The sequence below is a fragment of the Pseudomonas sp. URIL14HWK12:I12 genome, assembly GCF_003097135.1.
In the GTDB taxonomy this organism is placed as follows: domain Bacteria; phylum Pseudomonadota; class Gammaproteobacteria; order Pseudomonadales; family Pseudomonadaceae; genus Aquipseudomonas.
This window is the reverse complement of record NZ_QEQL01000006.1, coordinates 71,366-90,255: the sequence shown is the minus strand read 5'-3', so window position 1 is coordinate 90,255 and position 18,890 is coordinate 71,366. Positions and strand designations below refer to the sequence as shown.

Below are 18,890 nucleotides of genomic sequence, written 5' to 3'. Positions count from 1 at the left end.
CGCGCATGAGCACCCATCAATTCAAGCCTGACCTGCCGCCACCGGCCAAGACCTTTGGCCCTGTGGCGTGGCTTCGCAACAACCTGTTCTCCAGCTGGTTCAACACCCTGATGTCGCTGCTGGCGATCTACCTGATCTGGTTGATCGTGCCGCCACTGCTGAGCTGGGCGATCTTCGACGCCACCTGGCTGGGCGATACCCGCGAACAATGCACCGGAGGTGACGCCTGCTGGCTGTTCATCGAGCAGCGCTTCGGCCAGTTCATCTACGGCTACTACCCTCCCGAGCTACGTTGGCGGGTAGACCTGACTGTGCTGTTGGCCATTGTCGGGGTGGCACCGCTTTTCGTGCGGCAGTTCACGCCCAAAGCGAAGTACGGCATTGCCTTCATCGTGCTCTATCCGATTGTCGCTTTCTTCCTGTTGTCGGGCGGTGTGCTGGGCCTTGAGCATGTGCCCACCTCGGCATGGGGCGGCCTGACACTCAACCTGATCCTGGCCGTGGTCGGCATCGCTGGCGCCTTGCCCCTGGGCATCCTGCTGGCGTTGGGGCGGCGCTCCAAGCTGCCGGCGGTGAAGGTGGTCTGCGTGACCTTCATCGAGTTCTGGCGTGGCGTGCCGTTGATCACGGTGCTGTTCATGGCCTCGGTGATGCTGCCGTTGTTCCTGCCCGAGGGCATGAGCTTCGACAAGCTGCTGCGGGCGCTGATTGGCATCATCCTGTTCGAGTCTGCCTACGTGGCAGAAGTGGTGCGAGGCGGCATGCAGGCCATTCCAAAGGGCCAGTATGAAGCGGCTTCGGCCATGGCGCTGGGTTACTGGCGGAGCATGGGGCTGGTGATCCTGCCTCAGGCCCTGAAGATGACCATTCCAGGGCTGGTAAACACCTTCATCGCGCTGTTCAAGGACACCTCGCTGGTCTACATCGTGGGCTTGTTCGAGTTGCTCAACAGCGTCAAACAAGCTTCCGCCGACCCTAAATGGCTCGGCATGGCCACCGAGGGCTACGCATTCGCTGCCCTGGTGTTCTGGATCTTCTGTTTCGGCATGTCCCGCTACTCCCAGTACCTGGAGCGCAAGCTGGACACTGGCCACAAGCGTTAGGAGTGAATTGAGATGACTGATAACAAACAGCCTGGCGCCGAAGGCATCATCCGCATGGATGGTGTGAACAAGTGGTACGGCCAGTTCCACGTGCTCAAGGACATCAACCTGAACGTTCGCCAGGGCGAGCGCATCGTGCTGTGCGGGCCGTCCGGCTCAGGCAAGTCGACCACCATCCGTTGCATCAACCGCCTGGAAGAGCATCAGCGCGGCAGCATTGTGGTCGATGGCATCGAACTGACCGACGACCTCAAGCAGATCGAGAACGTGCGCCGCGAAGTGGGCATGGTGTTTCAGCACTTCAACCTGTTCCCGCACCTGACCATCTTGCAGAACTGCACCCTGGCGCCGATGTGGGTGCGCAAGATGCCGAAGAAGGAGGCCGAGGAGATCGCCATGCACTACCTGCAGCGCGTGCGCATCCCCGAGCAGGCCAACAAATACCCAGGCCAGCTTTCCGGTGGCCAGCAGCAACGCGTGGCTATCGCGCGTGCGCTGTGCATGAAGCCCAAGATCATGCTGTTCGACGAGCCCACCTCGGCGCTGGACCCGGAAATGGTCAAGGAGGTGCTCGACACCATGGTGGGCCTGGCCAAAGACGGCATGACCATGCTGTGCGTGACTCACGAAATGGGCTTTGCCCGCACCGTGGCCGACCGCGTGATCTTCATGGACAAAGGCGAGATCGTCGAGCAGGCCAAGCCTGACGACTTCTTCGACCGGCCGCAGAACGAGCGCACCAAGTTGTTCCTGGGTCAGATCCTGCACTAACCCCCACAGCGCGTGGGTACCGGGTTGCGGCCCGGTGCACACGCGCTTATGCTTTCGAGCCTATTCATCCGATGATTGGACGAAATGCCCGAACCTCTTCTCAAACGCTCGCTGGTCGACCAGGCCCTTGAGCGATTACGCGAGCGCATCGCACAAGGCCACTGGGCCGTCGGCGAGCGGTTGCCCACCGAACCGGAGCTGGCGCTGGAGTTGGGCATAAGCCGCAATACCGTCCGCGAAGCCATGCGTGTGCTGGCGTTCAGCGGGTTGATCGAAATCCGCCAGGGTGACGGCAGTTACCTTCGCGGGCGTGCCGACCCGTCGGAGGCGCTCAAGGCGATGTCGGGCTGCACCCTCGACCAGGCCCGTGAAACCCGCCGTATCATCGAGGTCGAGGCGATCATGCTGGCCTGTACCCGGCGCACGGCCGATGACCTTGCTGCACTGCGAGCGGCCCTGGCCAACAGTGGCGAGCACTACCACCGCGACCTGGAGCGTTACATCGCCTGCGACATGGTGTTCCACCAGCGCCTGGTAGACGCCGCCCACAATCCGATGCTGAGCCAGCTCTATCGTTATTTCTCGCAGGTGGTGGCGGGCTCGCTGCGCCTGACGCTGCATCCGCGGCAGCGCGAGCAATCCATTTTCGACCTGCACGCCGGTATGGTCGATGCGGTCGAGGCCCGCGACGGAGCTAAGGCCGCACGCCTGTGCCGTGAACTGATCGACAGTGGCACAGACCACTGAAACCTCTGACCTGAGAGCCCCTGCCCATGACTGCCCCTTTGCGCGAAACCCCGCCTGCCGATACGCCGCTGGCCCCGAAGTTCAGCCCCGCCTGGTTGCTGGTTGGGCTGGTGCTCGTGGCACTGAACCTGCGCCCTGCGTTGTCGAGCCTAGCCCCGCTGTTGGGGCAGGTGACTACCGAACTGGGGTTGTCAGGCGCCAGTGCGGGCTTGCTGACCACCTTGCCGGTGCTGTGCCTGGGGCTGTTCGCGCCCTTGGCGCCAGGGCTGGCGCGGCGCTTCGGTGCCGAGCGGGTGGTGCTGGTGGTGCTGTGCTGCCTGGGGTTGGGCATTTTGCTGCGTACGCTGGCCGGCCCCCTAGGTTTGTTTGCGGGCAGCCTGGTCAGCGGCGCCAGCATCGGCGTGATCGGGGTGTTGCTGCCGGGTATCGTCAAGCGCGACTTTCCGCAGCATGCCGGCACCTTGACCGGTGTGTACACCATGGCGCTGTGCATGGGCGCGGCCCTGGCTGCCGGTGCAAGCGTGCCGCTGGCCCACGCCAGTGGTGGCAGCTGGCGTTTCGGCCTGGGTTTCTGGGTAGTGCCGGTGGTGGTGGCGGCACTGGCCTGGTGGCCGCATACCCGCCGGCACGGCCAGGCACATCGCGGGCGTTTCCAGGTGCGCGGCTTGCTGCGTGACCGCCTGGCCTGGCAGGTGACGCTGTACATGGGCTCGCAGTCTTCGCTGGCGTACATCGTTTTCGGCTGGCTGCCGTCGATTTTGGTGGCGCGCGGGTTGTCGCCAGAGCAAGCAGGCCTGGTGACTTCAGTGTCGATCCTGGTGCAGATGGCCAGCTCGCTCACAGCCCCCTGGCTGGCAACCCGTGGGCGAGACCAGCGCCTGGCGGTGGTTGTGGTGATGTGCCTGACGCTGGCGGGCCTGTTTGGCTGCCTTTACGCCCCTCTGGGCGGGCTTTGGGGCTGGGCGGTGCTATTGGGGCTGGGGCAGGGTGCTATGTTCGCAGTGGCCTTGAGCTTGATCGTGCTGCGCGCCAGCGATGCCCATGTCGCCTCGGCGCTGTCGGGCATGGCGCAGGGGGTTGGTTATACGCTGGCGTCCCTGGGGCCTTTGCTGGTGGGGGTCATTCACGACTGGACCGGCGGCTGGAGTGCGGTGGGGTGGTTGTTCGCCGTGATTGGCGTGCTCGCGATCGGCTTTGGTTTGGGCGCAGGCCGTGCGTTGCATGTGCAGGTGCGCAGCGAGGCCGTCGGTGCCTGAGCCATTCTTCGGGCCCCCCAGGCCATGGTTCGTTTACCTGGTTCGCGCCGAGAACGGCGCATTGTACTGCGGCATCAGCGATAACCCGGTGCGCCGCCTGAAGGCGCACCAGAGAGGGCAGGGCGCGCGTTTTTTCGCCTCCAGCCGCGCCGTGGCGCTCGTGTATGTCGAGGCGTGGGGCAGCAAGGGCGAAGCGTTGCGCCACGAGCGGATGATCAAGGCCCTGCGCAAGCCGGCCAAGGAAGCACTGGTAGCGGCCTACCAAGATTAGCGCGTAAGCTCAGGGCCCATTTCACTGCCAAGGGCGCTGCCATGAGCGAGTTGATTCTGCACCACTATCCCACTTCCCCCTACGCTGAAAAGGCGCGGTTGATGCTGGGTTTCAAGGGGTTGTCATGGCGCTCGGTAAGCATCCCGCCGATGATGCCCAAGCCCGATCTCACCGCCTTGACCGGCGGCTACCGCAAAACGCCGGTGCTGCAGGTCGGTGCCGACATCTATTGCGACACTGCACTGATCGCTCGCCGGCTGGAGCAGGAAAAAACCCAGCCAGCGCTTTTTCCACAGCACCTGGATGCCGTGATCAGCGGCTTTGCTGCCTGGGCCGATACCCAGGTGTTCCCTCGTGCGGTTTCGCTGGTCTTCCAGCCCGAGTCCGCCGCGGTTCGGTTCGCTCGTTTCACCGAAGAGCAGCGCCAGGCATTTCTGGCCGACCGCGCCAAGCTGTTCAGCGGTGGCAACGCCCAGCGGGTTCCACTTGAGCAGGCGAGCGTGGAGTGGGGTGCGATCATGGCGCGCCTGGAGCGCCAATTGTCGCATGCCGAGGGCGATTTCCTGCTGGGGGAGGCGACCTATGCCGACTTTGCCCTCGCGCACTGCCTGTGGTTTCTCAAAGGCACACCGGTTACCGCGCCCTTGGTCGATCTTTACCCGGAGGCAGCCGCCTGGGTGGGCCGAGTGCTGGGTTTCGGGCATGGTGCAAGCAGCGAATTGAGTGCTGCCGAAGCCATCGAGATCGCCCGGGCCGGCACACCGGCGGCGCTGCCGGAGGGCCCGGCGGATCAAGGCCCATTGGTGGGGCAGGCCGTGGAAGTGGCCGCGACCGATTACGGTGTGGAGGCGGTTGCCGGTACCTTGCTGTACTGCGGTGCTGAGGAATTGATCGTGCAGCGCCAAGACCCACGCGCCGGGACGGTCAACGTGCACTTCCCGCGCTTGGGCTTTCGCGTCAGCCCTGCCGGCGCTTGAGCTGATCGGCCAACTGGGTCGGCACGCCCTTGATGGTCAGCGTGCCGGCTTCTTCGTCGTATTCGATCTTCGAGCCAAGCAGGTGCGCCTCGAAGCTGATCGAGAGCCCCTCGGCACGGCCGGTGAAGCGGCGGAATTGATTGATCGTGCGCTTGTCGGCCGGGATTTCCGGTGACAGGCCGTAGTCTTTGTTGCGAATGTGGTCGTAGAACGCCTGCGGGCGGTCTTCGTCAATCAGTTCCGAGAGCTCTTGCAGGGTTACCGGCTCGCCCAATTTGCTTTGGGTAGTGGCGTATTCGACCAGGGTGTTGGTTTTCTCGCGCGCGGCTTCCTCGGGCAAGTCTTCGCTTTCGACGTAGTCGCTGAAGGCCTTGAGCAGCGTGCGGGTTTCCCCGGGGCCGTCGATGCCTTCCTGGCAACCGATGAAATCACGGAAGTAATCCGAGACCTTCTTGCCATTCTTGCCCTTGATGAACGAGATGTACTGCTTGGATTGCGCGTTGTTGCGCCACTCCGACAGGTTCACCCGCGCAGCCAGGTGCAACTGCGACAGGTCAAGGTGCCTGGAGGGTGTGACGTCCAGCTCGGCGTTGACCGCGACGCCTTCGCTATGGTGCAGCAATGCAATGGCCAAGTACTCGGTCATACCTTGGTTGTAGTGGGCGAACAGCACATGCCCCCCTACCGAGAGGTTGGACTCTTCCATGAGCTTCTGCAGGTGTTCGACGGCCTGGCGGCTAAAAGCGGTGAAATCCTGCTCCTCGTCGAGGTAGCTTTTGAGCCAGCCACTGAAAGGGTAAGCGCCGGATTCTGCGTGGAACAAACCCCAGGCTTTACCTTGCTTGGCGTTATAGCTTTCGTTGAGATCGGCCAGCAGGTTCTCCAGCGCCTGTGAGGCTTGCAGCGCCGAGTCGCGGGCGTGCAGGACGGCAGGGCTGCCGTCGGGTTTCTTGTCGATCAGGTGGACGATGCAGTGGCGGATCGGCATGGCACTCTCGGGAAGGCTCGAAAGGGCAAGAGTTTAACGCAAGTTGTTCGGGCCAGAGGCAGCCGTGAAGCAACAGGGCACTCGAGTTGTTTAATTTTTAAACAAAAGAGCAATTTAATTCAGTATTTATCGGAATAAAGGCGGATATTTGCCCAGTGCTGTGCTAGTTTTCCCCCGTCTACCGGAGCGGGCCGGCAAAGCCCCGGAATCCGCGCCGTATAGCCCTGCGAAGCCTGCGCATTTGCAGCGAACCAAACCCGTTTTCGAGCCTCTACATGCCCGTTCGGCGAGGCATGGGCCGGGGCTTTCGTATCGCCATTTGCCCATGGGCTGAAACCGCTTCGCACACTCTTGAATATTGACAGGAAGGAACATCCACATGGCACTGACCAAAGACCAACTGATCGCCGACATTGCCGAATCCATCTCGGCACCGAAGGCCACCGCCAAGAACGCTCTGGATCAACTGGGCCAGATCGTTGCGGATCAGCTGGAAAATGGCGAAGAAATCACTTTGCCAGGTATCGGTAAACTGAAAATCGCCGAGCGCCCTGCTCGCACTGGCCGTAACCCGTCGACCGGCGCCGCCATCGAAATCGCCGCCAAGAAAGTCGTCAAGTTCGTGCCGGCCAAGGCGCTGACCGACGCGGTCAACAAGTAAGGCATTGCCTTCACTGAAAACCGCGCTCGCTGCCGCAGGCAGGGGCGCGGTTTTTTTGTGGCCGTAGGCCGGGGAGCTACCCTGCCGGGCTGAACCGCCAAGCCAAAAACCGGCTGCGTTTTTGCCCCTGGCCCATCTCACCCACCTGTACCTGGGTTGCCCCCGCACGCTGTAGTCGTGCTTTGAGCGGTGCCAGGTTGGCGCTCTTGGACACCAGGCTGCTGAACCAGCCGACCTGCATGCCGAACGCCGCGCTCTCGTCCACCAGCCGCCCGAGAAAACCCAGTTCGCCGCCTTCGCACCACAGCTCGTTACTTTGGCCGCCGAAGTTGAGCACCGGCAACGTGCGCTTGGGGTCGAGCTTGCCCAGGTTGCGCCACTTGCGCTCGCTACCCCGCGCGGCCTCGCCTGGGCTTGCATGAAACGGCGGGTTGCACAGGGTCAGGTCGAAGCGCTCGCCCGGCCCGATGATGCCTTGAAGGATGTGCCGGGGGTTGGCTTGGTGGCGCAGCTCTATGGCTTTGGCCAGGCCGTTGGCCTGCAGCACCTGGCGTGCCGACGCGAGCGCGACGCGGTCGATGTCGGTACCAACGAACTTCCAGCGATAGTCGGCATGGCCGAGCAGGGGGTAGATGCAGTTGGCGCCGGTGCCGACATCCAGCACCCGCACCTGGGCACCGCGCGGGACCTCCCCCCCGGCTGCGAGCAGGTCGGCCAGGCCATGCAGGTAATCCGCGCGGCCGGGTACGGGTGGGCAGAGGTAGCCTTCGGGGATGTCCCACCACTCAATGCCATAGAGGGTTTTGAGCAAGGCCCGGTTGAACACCTTCACCGCCGCAGGGTTGGCGAAGTCGATGCTTTGCTTGCCGTAGGGGTTGATGATCACGAACTCGCCGAGCTCGGGACATTGGCGAATCAACGCGGGAAAATCGTAACGGCCTTGATGACGGTTGCGCGGATGCAGGCTGGGTTTTTCGGGAGTCATGGTGCCGCCGTGGGAATTGCCCGCCCCGATAGGGGCGGGCCAAGGGGTCAGAGGCTGGCGATACGGGCGTGCTGCTCGGCGAGCTTGGCCAGGGCCTGCTCGGACTCGGCCAGCTTGGCGCGCTCCTTCTCGATCACCGCCGGCGGGGCTTTGTCTACGAACGCGGCGTTCGAAAGCTTGCCCCCTACGCGTTGCACCTCGCCTTGCAAACGCTGGATTTCCTTGTCCAGGCGAGCCAGCTCAGCGCCTTTGTCGATCAGCCCTGCCATCGGCACCAGCACTTCGAGCTCACCGACCAGCGCGGTAGCGGCCAGCGGTGCTTCGTCGCCTTCGGCAAGCACCGTGAACGACTCGATTTTGGCCAGCTTGCGCAGCAGCGGCTCGTTTTCGGCAAGGCGGCGTTGATCGTCGGCACTGGCGTTTTTCAGGAACAGCGCCAGCGGCTTGCCCGGGCCGATGTTCATTTCGCCACGGATGTTGCGCACGCCCAGCATCAGTTCCTTGACCCACTCGATATCACGCTCGGCGGCCTCGTCGATGCGCGCTTCGTTAGCCACTGGCCAAGGTTGCAGCATCAGCGTCTTGCCTTCGATACCGGCCAATGGCGCCAGGCGCTGCCAGATTTCCTCGGTGATGAAGGGCATGAAGGGGTGGGCCAGCCGAAGGGCCACTTCCAGTACGCGCACCAGGGTGCGGCGGGTGCCGCGCTGGCGCTCGACGGGGGCGTTTTCATCCCACAGCACCGGCTTGGACAGCTCCAGGTACCAGTCGCAGTACTGGTTCCAGATGAACTCGTAGAGCGCCTGGGCCGCCAGGTCGAAACGGAACTGGTCGAGCTGGCGGGTGACTTCGGCTTCGGTACGCTGCAGTTGCGAGATGATCCAGCGGTCGGCCAGCGACAGCTCGACGGCCTCGCCGTTCTGGCCGCAGTCTTCGCCCTTGTCGAGCACGTAGCGGGCCGCGTTCCAGATCTTGTTGCAGAAGTTGCGGTAGCCCTCGACACGGCCCATGTCGAACTTGATGTCGCGCCCGGTAGAGGCTAGCGAGCAGAAGGTGAAACGCAGGGCGTCAGTGCCGTAGCTGGCGATGCCTTCGGGGAACTCGGCTTTGGTCTGCTTGGCGATCTTGTCGGCAAGCTTTGGCTGCATCAGGCCGCTGGTGCGCTTGTCGAGCAACGCCTCGAGGCTGATGCCGTCGACGATGTCCAGTGGGTCGAGCACATTGCCCTTGGACTTGGACATCTTCTGGCCCTGGCCGTCGCGCACCAGGCCGTGCACATAGACGGTCTTGAACGGTACCTGCGGCGTACCGTCTTCGTTTTTCACCAGATGCATGGTCAGCATGATCATCCGGGCGACCCAGAAGAAGATGATGTCGAAGCCGGTGACCAGCACGTCGGTGGAGTGGAAGGTCTTGAGGAACTCGGTCTGCTCCGGCCAGCCCAGGGTGGAGAAGGTCCACAGGCCCGAGCTGAACCAGGTGTCGAGCACATCGTTGTCTTGCTGCAGCGCAACGCTCTCGCCCAGGTTGTGCTTGGCGCGCACCTCGGCTTCGTTACGGCCGACGTACACATTGCCGGCATCGTCGTACCAGGCCGGTATGCGATGGCCCCACCAGAGCTGGCGGCTGATGCACCAATCCTGGATGTCGCGCATCCAGGAGAAATACATGTTCTCGTACTGTTTGGGCACGAACTGAATGCGGCCATCCTCGACTGCGGCGATGGCAGGCTCGGCCAGAGGCTTGGTGGAGACGTACCACTGGTCGGTCAGCCAGGGTTCGATCACGGTCCCGGAGCGGTCGCCCTTGGGCACCTTCAGCGCGTGGTCGTCGATGCTCACCAGCAGGCCGGCGGCGTCCATGTCGGCGACGATGCGCTTGCGGGCCTCGAAGCGGTCCAGGCCCGCATAGGCGGCCGGCAGGGCTGTATCGAGTTGATCGTTCACGCTGCCATCGAGGTTGAACACCTGGGCGCTGGCCAGCACCTGGGCGTTCTTGTCGAAGATGTTGATCAGCGGCAGGTTGTGGCGCTTGCCGACTTCGTAGTCGTTGAAGTCGTGCGCTGGGGTCATCTTCACGCAGCCAGTGCCGAACTCGGGATCGCAGTAGTCGTCGGCGATGATCGGAATGCGCCGGCCCACCAGCGGCAGCTCGACGAACTGGCCGATCAAGGCCTGGTAGCGCTCATCGTTAGGGTTCACGGCCACTGCGGCGTCGCCCAGCAGGGTTTCCGGGCGAGTGGTGGCCACGACCAGGTAACCCTTGCCTTCGGCGGTGCGGGCGCCATCGGCCAGCGGGTAGCGTAGGTTCCACAGGTGGCCTTTTTCGTCGTGGCTCTCGACTTCGAGGTCGGAAATGGCGGTGTGCAGCTTGGTGTCCCAGTTCACCAGGCGCTTGCCGCGGTAGATCAGGCCGTCTTCATGCAGGCGTACGAAGGCTTCCTTGACCGCTTCGGACAGGCCGTCGTCCATGGTGAACCGCTCGCGCGACCAGTCGACTGACGAACCCAGGCGGCGGATCTGCCGGCTGATGTTGCCGCCGGACTCGGCTTTCCATTCCCAGACCTTGTCGAGAAACGCCTCGCGGCCGAGGTCATGGCGGCTCTGGCCCTGGGCCTCGAGGCGGCGCTCGACCAGCATTTGGGTCGCAATGCCGGCGTGGTCGGTACCTGGCTGCCACAGGGTGTTGCGGCCCTGCATGCGGCGGAAGCGGATGAGGGCGTCCATGATCGCGTTATTGAAACCGTGACCCATGTGCAAGCTGCCGGTCACGTTAGGCGGCGGGATCATGATGGTGTAGGGCTCACCAGCACCTTGGGGGGCGAAGTAGTTCTGCGATTCCCAGGTGGTGTACCAGGCGGATTCGATGGCGTGTGGCTGGTAGGTCTTGTCCATGCGTGGCAGGCCCTGTTTCGGCATTGATTCGGAAAGCCGGACAGTATAACGGGGAAGCCTGTGTGGGTGTAGGCTCGCCGTGGGCCGGCGCGGATATAGAAAAAAGGCCTCCGGCCACTTAAAGCGGGCGTGGGCGCCCTGGAGGGGACGGGCCGGAGGCATAAGCGGCTCCAGGGATGGGGAACCGGAGCCGCTGACCATTCTAGGAGGCAACCCCCCGCCTGGCTGTTGGGCGAAATCCTAAAAAGCTATTGGCCTTTCAGGATATGCGCCATGCGTGCTTCGAGGCGCCGGCGAATTTCAGTTTCGATATGGGGCGCGAAGTCATCGATCACATCCTGCATGATCTTGCGCGCTGCATCGCGCAGGTCGGCATCGAGGTGCAACATCGTGGCCTGGCGGTTTTGCGCAGGGGTGGGCTGGGCAGGTGCCTCGGCAACCGGTACTGGATCTGAAACGGTAACCGCCTCCGAAAGCAGCGGGATGCTGTCTTCGTCCAGCGGAAGCGGCTCAGGCTCGGCGTGTACCGTATCGGTCAGCAACGGCGGCTCGAGGGTATCGTCGCCAAGCAGTGCACGGATGGACTCGAGGTCATCGAGCAACTGATGCGACTCGGGCAACGCAGGGGGCTTGCTCATGGGGAAAGGCTCAAAAACGTGTCAGACGGTGGTCTTGCAGAGCATAGCCCTGTTCCCGGTAGAAACGGAAACGCTCGCGTGCCGCCTGGCGTGCAGCAGGCGCTTCGGTGACGATTTCGGCTACCCGATTGAAGCGAGGGTGAGCGGCTGGGACCTGGTCGGTGAGGTTCACCAACAGGTCTTCATGGGCCTTGGGTGGTTCACCGTGCCCGAGCAGTATCGGGGCATCGGCGTCGCAGTCGGCCAGGGCATGGGGAATGAAGGCTTCGCCCTTGAACCGCCACAGGCGGTCGTCGAGTGCCTGGCTTTGGGCAGCATCAGTGCAGTTCACGTAGACACGATGGCCCAGGCGCCAAGCCTTCTCCACCAACTTGCAGGCGAAATCCACCCGCGCCTGGTCGTCCGCGCTGGGCAGTACATAGAAGTCTACTTGGGGCATGGAAACGCGGCGCCCGTTTCCGGGCGCCACTCACTCAACCACGCGCGCCGTCGCGGGCACGGTCGAGCAGGTATTGCGTCAACAGCGGAACGGGCCGGCCGGTAGCGCCTTTGTCCTTGCCGCCGCTGATCCACGCCGTGCCGGCGATGTCCAGGTGCGCCCACTCGTAGGCCTTGGCGAAGCGCGACAGGAAACAACCCGCCGTGATGGTGCCCGCCTTGGGCCCACCGATGTTGGCGATGTCGGCGAAGGGGCTGTCGAGCTGGTCTTGATACTCGTCGAACAGCGGCAGTTGCCAGGCGCGGTCGTCGGCCTGCTTGCCGGCGGCCAGCAGCTGTTCGACCAACGTATCACTGTTGCCCATCAGGCCCGAGGTGTTGGAGCCCAGTGCGACGATGCAGGCACCGGTCAGGGTCGCGATGTCGACCACGGCCTTGGGCTTGAAGCGCTCGGCGTAGGTGAGGGTGTCGCACAGCACCAAACGGCCTTCGGCATCGGTGTTGAGGATTTCGACGGTCTGGCCCGAGAGGGTTGTGACGATGTCGCCCGGGCGTGTGGCCTTGCCGCTGGGCATGTTTTCAGCGCACGCCATCAGGCACACCAGGTTGATCGGCAATTCGAGCTCCAGCACGGCGCGCAAGGTGCCGAACACGCTGGCGGCGCCGCACATGTCGAATTTCATTTCGTCCATGTTGGCCGACGGCTTGATGCTGATGCCGCCGGTATCAAAGGTGATGCCCTTGCCCACCAGTGCATAGGGCTGCTCACCCTTCTTGCCGCCCTGGTACTGCGCGACGATCAGCCGCGGCGGGTTCTCACTGCCCTGGCCAACGGCCAGGAACGACCCCATGCCCAGTTGGGCGAGCTTTTTCTCGTCCAGCACCTCGACCTTCAGGCCCTTGTGCTCTTTGCCCAGCTTATTCGCCAGCTCACCCAAAAACACCGGGGTGCAGATGTTCGGAGGCAGGTTACCCAGGTCGCGGGCCAGCGTAGTGCCCATGTTGATCGCGCGGGCTTCGGCTACGGCACGCTCGACGGCGGCGCTGTTACTTTTGGTGGTGACCAATGTGAGCTTCGCCAAGGCACGCGGCTCGGCCTTGCTGCTCTTGTAGCGATCGAATACGTAGCCTGCGTCGAGCAGGGTTTCGGCGGCCAGGCGGGCCTTGGCATAGGCATCGCGCTGCTTGACCTCGACTTCATCCAGCGCCAGCACGGCATCAGTGCCGCCCAGGCCCTTGAGGGTGCCGATCACGCTGGCGATGGCTTTGCGCCAGGCCCGATCACCCATGGGCTCGGCGCCCGTGCCCAGCAGCAGCACGCGCTCGGCCTTGAGGTTGGGAACACTGTGCAGCAGCAAGGTCTGGCCGGCCTTGCCGGCGATGTCCCCACGCTTGAGGACCGCACTGATTGCACCACCACTGAGCTCATCGAGCTTGCCGGCAACTTTGCCCAAGGCGCGGTTTTCGCCCACAGCGACCACCAAAGTGGCGGTTTTCAGGGTTTCAGGGTTGACGCTCTTTACGACCAGTTCCATGGGGACCCTCATCGGATGGCTACGGCGGCGATGCCTGGATCGCCGGGGCACAACGGTGCCAAAGGCCCCAGTGTGCTCGGGACAGACGGTCGCGGCAACCCCGCAAGGGATTCCTTTCCTGCTGCACGATGCGTTGGCGAATCGACAGCAGGGCTCAATCACAGGATAATGCGCGCAATTTTGTCCGAGCCGCTGTCCATAGGGCCGGTTGCCCCACGGCCGGGCTGCCTACGTTCCTCAGCCATTTGCCGTCATCCCGGGAGTAATCTGGTTTGATCGTTTTCCGTTATCTGTCCCGCGAGGTCCTGACCACCCTCAGCGCCGTGAGCGCCGTGCTGCTGGTGATCATCATGAGCGGGCGCTTCATCAAGTACCTGGCCCAGGCGGCCAGCGGCGCGCTGGACCCGGGCGTGCTGTTTCAGATCATGGGCTATCGCCTGCCTGGCTTCCTGCAGCTGATCCTGCCGCTGGGGCTATTCCTCGGTATCCTGCTGGCGTATGGCCGGCTGTATCTGGAAAGCGAGATGACCGTGCTGTCGGCGACCGGCATGAGCCCGCGCCGCCTGCTTGCCATGACCCTGGCCCCGGCTACCCTCGTGGCGCTGCTGGTGGCCTGGCTGAGCCTGAGCCTGGCCCCGGCGGGTGTGACCCGAGTGCAGCAGATCCTCAACCAGCAGGATGCCCTCACCGAGTTCGACACGCTCGAGCCGGGTCGCTTCCAGAGCTTGCGCGACGGTACCCGAGTCACCTACACCGAAACCCTGTCGGAAGACCGTGTGCGCCTGGGCGGGGTATTCATCTCCGAGCGCAAGGAGGCTACCGATAGCAAGAAGGAGCCGCAGATCTCCTTGCTGGTCGCCGATAAGGGCCGCCAGGAAATGCGCCCCGATGGCAGCCGGTACCTGATTCTCGACAAGGGCTACCGCTATGATGGCCTGCCTGGCCAGGCCAATTACCGGGTCATCCAGTACGACACCTACGGTGTGATGCTGCCTAAGCCTGATGTGAGCGAAGACATCACCGCCCGCGAGGCCATGCCGACCAGCGCCCTGTGGGGCTCTTCGGAAAAGGCCGACCGTGCCGAGCTGCAATGGCGCCTGTCGTTGCCTTTGCTGGTGTTCATCGTGACCTTGCTGGCCGTACCGTTGGCCAAGGTGAACCCACGCCAGGGCCGCTTCCTCAAACTGCTGCCGGCGATCCTGCTCTACATGGCCTACCTCACCCTGCTGATCGCCGTGCGTGGCGCCCTGGAGAAAGGCCGCATGCACGTGGGCATGTGGTGGGTGCACGGGCTGTTCCTGCTCATTGGCCTTGCGATTTTCTACTGGGAGCCGCTCAAGCATTGGCGTGCTCGCCGCCGTGACACCCTGGAGGCTGCCCAGTGAGAAAGCTCGACAACTACATTGGCCGCAGCGTGCTGGTGGCCATTCTGGCGGTGCTGGGGATTATCCTGGGCTTGGCATCGCTGTTCGCCTTCATCGATGAGATGAGCGACGTCAGCCAGACCTATTCGGTGCTCGATGCCGGCCATTACGTGCTGTTCACCGCGCCCCGGCGGCTCTACGACATGCTGCCGATGGCGGCCCTGATTGGTTGCCTGATCGGCCTTGGCAGCCTTGCCAGTAGCAGCGAGCTGACCATCATGCGCGCGGCCGGCGTATCGATCGGGCGGATCGTCTGGGCAGTGATGCGCCCCATGCTGCTGATCATGGTGGCAGGCCTGCTGATCGGTGAATACGTTGCGCCGCCTGCGGAAAACGTCGCCCAGGCGGCACGTTCGCTCGCTCAGGGCAGCGGTGATGCGCAAACCGGCCGCCATGGTGTGTGGCACCGCCAGGGTAACGAGTTCATCCACATCAATACGGTGCAGCCCAACGGTTTGCTGTATGGGGTCACGCGCTATCATTTCGACGACCAGCGCCATCTGGAGCAGGCCAGCTTCGCCAAGCGGGCCCGCTATGAAGATGGCAAGTGGCTGCTGGACGACGTGAGCTCGACCCGTTTTCTGGGTGACCGTACCGAGGTGTCGGCCGCCCCAAGTGAAACGTGGCAAGTTTCACTTACCCCGCAACTGCTCAATACGGTGGTACTGGCACCCGAGTCGCTGTCGATCAGTGGCCTTTGGGGCTATATCCACTATCTGTCCCAGCAGGGGCTTTCCAACGGCAAGTATTGGCTGGCGTTCTGGACCAAGGTGCTGCAACCGCTGGTGACCGCTGCGCTGGTGCTGATGGCGATTTCATTCATCTTCGGCCCGTTGCGGTCTGTGACTTTGGGCCAGCGCGTGTTCACCGGGGTGCTGGTGGGCTTTGTGTTTCGCATCGCCCAGGACCTGCTCGGGCCGTCGAGCCTGGTGTTCGGTTTCCCACCGCTGTTGGCCGTCGTGGTCCCGGGAGCGATCTGCGCCCTGGCCGGCGTGTGGTTGCTGCGGCGGGCGGGCTGACGCCGCCCCGATAGGCCCGCACCCTTAGCGGGCCCGCCAGGGCGCTGCCTGTTTCAAACCCGGCGCCGGGCTTGATTTGAAAGCAAAAAAAAACGGTCGCCTTGGCGACCGTTTTTTTTGGATCTCGACGAGGGCGATCAGCCGTCAGTGCGAACCTTGTCAGCTTGCATGCCTTTCTGGCCCTGCACAGCTTCGAACGTAACTGTCTGGCCTTCTTTCAGGCTCTTGAAGCCGTTACCTTCGATGGCGCGGAAGTGTACGAACAGATCCGGACCGCTCTGAGGCGTGATAAAACCAAAACCCTTTTCGTCGTTGAACCACTTGACGGTACCGGTCTGACGCTCAGCCATTGTCTTATTTCCTTGAAGCTCTATCTAATTTGATGTCAGCTTCTTTCTGAATGAAAGATCACTGTTGCTGGGGTTGCAGGAAAGCCCTAAGCACCCCATGCAATCACAGTGTCGTGGACTCTACGCCAACTTTGGTTACAAAGACAAGTCCCGAATCGCTACCTTTTATACCTTTTTTACGCCTGTTCGAAACCAGTTGTGCACCGGCCGGTTGAACGAGCACAAGCCGCACATTTGCGGTGCGCCAGCGCTGCCTGTTGGCACAGGGCAGGCCAGTACAGCACGGGTAGATGACAGCGGTGTTTCAGGCCTTGCCGCGATAGTAACGGGTAGGTACGAACGGCATGTTCACCACCTTCATCGGTACCGCCTTGCCCCGAACCAGTGCATTGACCAACGTGCCCGGTTCACAGTGCTCTATGGCCAGGTAAGCCATCGCCAGGGGGCCGCCCAACGATGGCCCGAAACCGCCGCTGCAGACTTGCCCTATGACTTGGCCTGCCGCATCGGTCACCGAGCAACCTTCGCGCACGGGCGTGCGCTCCTGAGGCAGCAACCCCACCCGCTTGCGGGTAAGCGCTGCGCCGAGCCGGTCCGCGCCGGGGAAGCCGCCGGCACGGGCACCGCCGGCCCGCCGAGCCTTGGAGATGGCCCAACCCAAGCTGGCCTCGGCGGGCGTGGTCTGGGTATTCATGTCGTGCCCATAGAGGCACAGCCCGGCTTCCAGGCGCAGCGAGTCGCGCGCACCCAGGCCAATCAGCGCCACCTCCGGTTCTTCGAGCAGGCGGCGAGCGAAGGTTTCGGCCGCCTCGGCAGGCACCGATATCTCGTAGCCGTCCTCGCCGGTGTAGCCTGAGCGGCTTACATAGCAAGGCTGGCCGGCCAGTTCCACGGGGCGGTACTGCATGAAGGTCATGCTGGCCACTTCCGGCGCCAGGCGCGCCAGTGCCGTAACCGCAGCCGGCCCCTGCAGCGCCAGCAGCGCCCGGCTTTCGAACAGGGGCTCGATCGTCACGGCAGCACCCAGGTGCGCGCGCAGGTGGGCAAGGTCTGCCTCCTTGCAGGCGGCGTTGACCACCAACATCAATTCATCATCGGCCAGGCGCGCAACCATCAGGTCATCGAGGATGCCGCCTTCTTCGTTGGTGAACAGCGCATAACGCTGCAGGCCCACCGGCAGGTCCACGATGTCTACAGGCACCAGCTGCTCCAGCGCCTGGGCGACCCCCTGGCCACGCAGGCGAATCTGGCCCATGTGCGACACGTCGAAAAGCCCAGCCTGCGCGCGAGTGTGCAGGTGTTCCTTCATTACGCCCAATGGGTATTGCACGGGCATGTCATAGCCGGCGAAGGGCACCATGCGCGCGCCTTGCTCCAGGTGCAGTGCGTGCAGCGGTGTGCGCTTGAGGGTGTCGCTCATCGATAACTCCAATTGAATGTGTGGTCAGCATTCGATGATGTTGACCGCCAGGCCGCCTCGGGCCGTTTCTTTGTATTTGCTTTTCATGTCGGCGCCGGTCTGGCGCATGGTGCGGATCACTTTGTCGAGGGAGACGTGGTGCACGCCATCGCCGCGCAGCGCCATGCGAACGGCATTGATGGCCTTGACCGAGCCCATGGCGTTGCGCTCGATACAGGGCACCTGCACCAACCCACCGATCGGGTCGCAGGTAAGCCCCAGGTTGTGCTCCATACCGATTTCGGCTGCGTTTTCCACCTGCTGGGCAGTACCGCCCAACACCTCGCACAAACCGCCGGCCGCCATGGAGCAGGCAACGCCCACCTCACCCTGGCACCCGACCTCGGCGCCGGAAATCGAAGCGTTTTCCTTGTAAAGAATGCCGATCGCCGCTGCGGTGAGCAAAAAACGAACAATGCCGTCTTCGGTGGCCCCAGGGCAGAAGTGCCAGTAGTAATGCAGGACGGCAGGTACGATTCCCGCCGCGCCGTTGGTCGGGGCCGTGACCACGCGGCCGCCGGCAGCGTTTTCTTCGTTGACCGCCAGTGCATAGAGGTTTACCCAGTCGAGCACTGTGAGGCTGTCACGCAAGCTTGCCTGGGGTTGGCTACTGAGTTGGCGAAACAGCGCAGCGGCACGGCGCCGCACCTTGAGCCCGCCCGGCAGGATGCCTTCGTTCTGGCAGCCGGCCTGCACGCAATCCTGCATGACCTTCCAGATGCGCAGCAGCCCCGCGCGGGTTTCACTTTCCGGCCGCCAGGCCGCTTCGTTGGCGAGCATGATCGCCGCGATCGACTGCCCTTGCTCACTGCAGTGCGCCAGAAGCTGCCGCCCTGTCGTGAACGCAAAGGCCAGTGGGGTCTGGTCCGCCACGATGCGGTCCACGCCCACAGCCTGCTCATCGACCACGAAGCCGCCGCCTACCGAGTAGTACTCGCGGCTGCGCAATTGCAGCCCGGCGGCATCGAAGGCGCGGAAGATCATGCCGTTGGGGTGATAGGGTAAGGGCTTGCGAATCAACGCCAGGTGCTGCTTTTCCACAAAGCCGATCGGGTGCTCGCCCAGCAGGGTAAGCCTGCCCTGCTGGCGAATCGCCGCAACCCGCGGCTGCACGCTGGCGGTGTCGATGGTGTCGGGCTCTTCGCCTTCCAGGCCCATCAGCACCGCCACGTCGCTGCCGTGCCCTTTGCCTGTTGCCCCCAGCGAACCGTGTAGCTCGGCACGAACCTGGGCGGTGGTGCCCAGCAGCCCGTCGCGCTTGAGCCCGGCGGCGAAGCGCGCAGCGGCGCGCATCGGGCCGACGGTGTGGGAGCTGGACGGGCCGATTCCCACCTTGAACAGGTCAAACACCGAAAGCGCCATGGCAGGCTCCTT

Annotated in this window: 18 protein-coding genes; 9 read left to right on the top strand and 9 right to left on the bottom strand. The window is 63.4% G+C overall.

The annotated features are described in order from the left end of the window. Nucleotides 1–5: 5 nt before the first annotated feature. From F474_RS17790 to F474_RS17765, 6 genes are all read left to right on the top strand, one after another. On the top strand, nucleotides 6–1,103 hold the full coding sequence (locus tag F474_RS17790; protein ID WP_097087470.1) for an amino acid ABC transporter permease: 1,098 nt from the start codon (nucleotides 6–8) through the stop codon (nucleotides 1,101–1,103). Between the two features lie 12 nt (nucleotides 1,104–1,115). After that, entirely contained in the window at nucleotides 1,116–1,874 is a 759-nt protein-coding gene (locus F474_RS17785) for an amino acid ABC transporter ATP-binding protein (RefSeq protein ID WP_097087472.1), read from the top strand. Nucleotides 1,875–1,958: 84 nt separating this feature from the next. Further along, nucleotides 1,959–2,621, top strand: a complete 663-nt coding sequence (locus tag F474_RS17780; RefSeq protein ID WP_097087474.1) for a FadR/GntR family transcriptional regulator — start codon at nucleotides 1,959–1,961, stop codon at nucleotides 2,619–2,621. A gap of 26 nt (nucleotides 2,622–2,647) precedes the next feature. Next, nucleotides 2,648–3,877 (top strand): MFS transporter, encoded by a 1,230-nt coding sequence (locus F474_RS17775; protein ID WP_097087476.1) that lies wholly within the window; start codon nucleotides 2,648–2,650, stop codon nucleotides 3,875–3,877. Beyond that, nucleotides 3,843–4,148, top strand: coding sequence for a GIY-YIG nuclease family protein (locus F474_RS17770; RefSeq protein ID WP_097087478.1), 306 nt, complete (start codon nucleotides 3,843–3,845; stop codon nucleotides 4,146–4,148). Before F474_RS17775 ends, F474_RS17770 begins: the two co-directional genes overlap by 35 nt. A 41-nt stretch (nucleotides 4,149–4,189) precedes the next feature. Further along, the gene (locus F474_RS17765) at nucleotides 4,190–5,125 is read left to right on the top strand and encodes a glutathione S-transferase family protein (RefSeq protein WP_097087481.1); all 936 of its coding nucleotides are present in this window, start codon (nucleotides 4,190–4,192) and stop codon (nucleotides 5,123–5,125) included. Here the strand turns inward: F474_RS17765 and yejK are convergent. Then, a complete protein-coding gene (gene yejK, locus F474_RS17760; protein ID WP_097087484.1) occupies nucleotides 5,106–6,113 on the bottom strand; it encodes a nucleoid-associated protein YejK in 1,008 nt (335 codons plus the stop codon). The genes F474_RS17765 and yejK overlap by 20 nt on opposite strands. 379 nt (nucleotides 6,114–6,492) lie before the next feature. Between yejK and F474_RS17755 the strand changes: the two genes are divergently transcribed. Further along, the gene (locus tag F474_RS17755) at nucleotides 6,493–6,774 is read left to right on the top strand and encodes an HU family DNA-binding protein (protein ID WP_097087486.1); all 282 of its coding nucleotides are present in this window, start codon (nucleotides 6,493–6,495) and stop codon (nucleotides 6,772–6,774) included. A 76-nt stretch (nucleotides 6,775–6,850) separates the two neighbouring features. Here the strand turns inward: F474_RS17755 and rlmF are convergent, their stop codons facing one another. The 5 genes from rlmF to F474_RS17730 form a co-directional block, all read right to left on the bottom strand. Continuing rightward, entirely contained in the window at nucleotides 6,851–7,759 is a 909-nt protein-coding gene (rlmF, locus tag F474_RS17750; RefSeq protein WP_097087489.1) for a 23S rRNA (adenine(1618)-N(6))-methyltransferase RlmF, read from the bottom strand. Nucleotides 7,760–7,806: 47 nt separating this feature from the next. Then, nucleotides 7,807–10,653, bottom strand: a complete 2,847-nt coding sequence (locus F474_RS17745) for a valine--tRNA ligase (RefSeq protein WP_097087692.1) — start codon at nucleotides 10,651–10,653, stop codon at nucleotides 7,807–7,809. 248 nt (nucleotides 10,654–10,901) lie between these two features. Beyond that, the gene (locus tag F474_RS17740) at nucleotides 10,902–11,291 is read right to left on the bottom strand and encodes a DNA polymerase III subunit chi (RefSeq protein ID WP_097087492.1); all 390 of its coding nucleotides are present in this window, start codon (nucleotides 11,289–11,291) and stop codon (nucleotides 10,902–10,904) included. Nucleotides 11,292–11,301: 10 nt separating this feature from the next. Continuing rightward, entirely contained in the window at nucleotides 11,302–11,730 is a 429-nt protein-coding gene (locus F474_RS17735) for a DNA polymerase III subunit chi (RefSeq protein WP_097087495.1), read from the bottom strand. A gap of 34 nt (nucleotides 11,731–11,764) precedes the next feature. Continuing rightward, the gene (locus tag F474_RS17730) at nucleotides 11,765–13,264 is read right to left on the bottom strand and encodes a leucyl aminopeptidase (RefSeq protein ID WP_097087496.1); all 1,500 of its coding nucleotides are present in this window, start codon (nucleotides 13,262–13,264) and stop codon (nucleotides 11,765–11,767) included. 272 nt (nucleotides 13,265–13,536) lie between these two features. Between F474_RS17730 and lptF the strand changes: the two genes are divergently transcribed. After that, complete coding sequence (lptF, locus tag F474_RS17725) at nucleotides 13,537–14,649, top strand: LPS export ABC transporter permease LptF (protein ID WP_097087498.1); 1,113 nt, start codon at nucleotides 13,537–13,539, stop codon at nucleotides 14,647–14,649. Next, entirely contained in the window at nucleotides 14,646–15,707 is a 1,062-nt protein-coding gene (lptG, locus tag F474_RS17720) for an LPS export ABC transporter permease LptG (RefSeq protein WP_097087500.1), read from the top strand. Before lptF ends, lptG begins: the two co-directional genes overlap by 4 nt. 137 nt (nucleotides 15,708–15,844) lie before the next feature. Here the strand turns inward: lptG and F474_RS17715 are convergent, their stop codons facing one another. From F474_RS17715 to F474_RS17705, 3 genes are all read right to left on the bottom strand, one after another. Then, nucleotides 15,845–16,057, bottom strand: a complete 213-nt coding sequence (locus F474_RS17715; RefSeq protein WP_097087502.1) for a cold-shock protein — start codon at nucleotides 16,055–16,057, stop codon at nucleotides 15,845–15,847. Between the two features lie 304 nt (nucleotides 16,058–16,361). Next, the gene (gene gcvT / locus F474_RS17710; RefSeq protein WP_097087504.1) at nucleotides 16,362–17,477 is read right to left on the bottom strand and encodes a glycine cleavage system aminomethyltransferase GcvT; all 1,116 of its coding nucleotides are present in this window, start codon (nucleotides 17,475–17,477) and stop codon (nucleotides 16,362–16,364) included. Nucleotides 17,478–17,501: 24 nt separating this feature from the next. Continuing rightward, a complete protein-coding gene (locus F474_RS17705) occupies nucleotides 17,502–18,878 on the bottom strand; it encodes an L-serine ammonia-lyase (protein ID WP_097087507.1) in 1,377 nt (458 codons plus the stop codon). Nucleotides 18,879–18,890: the final 12 nt, after the last annotated feature.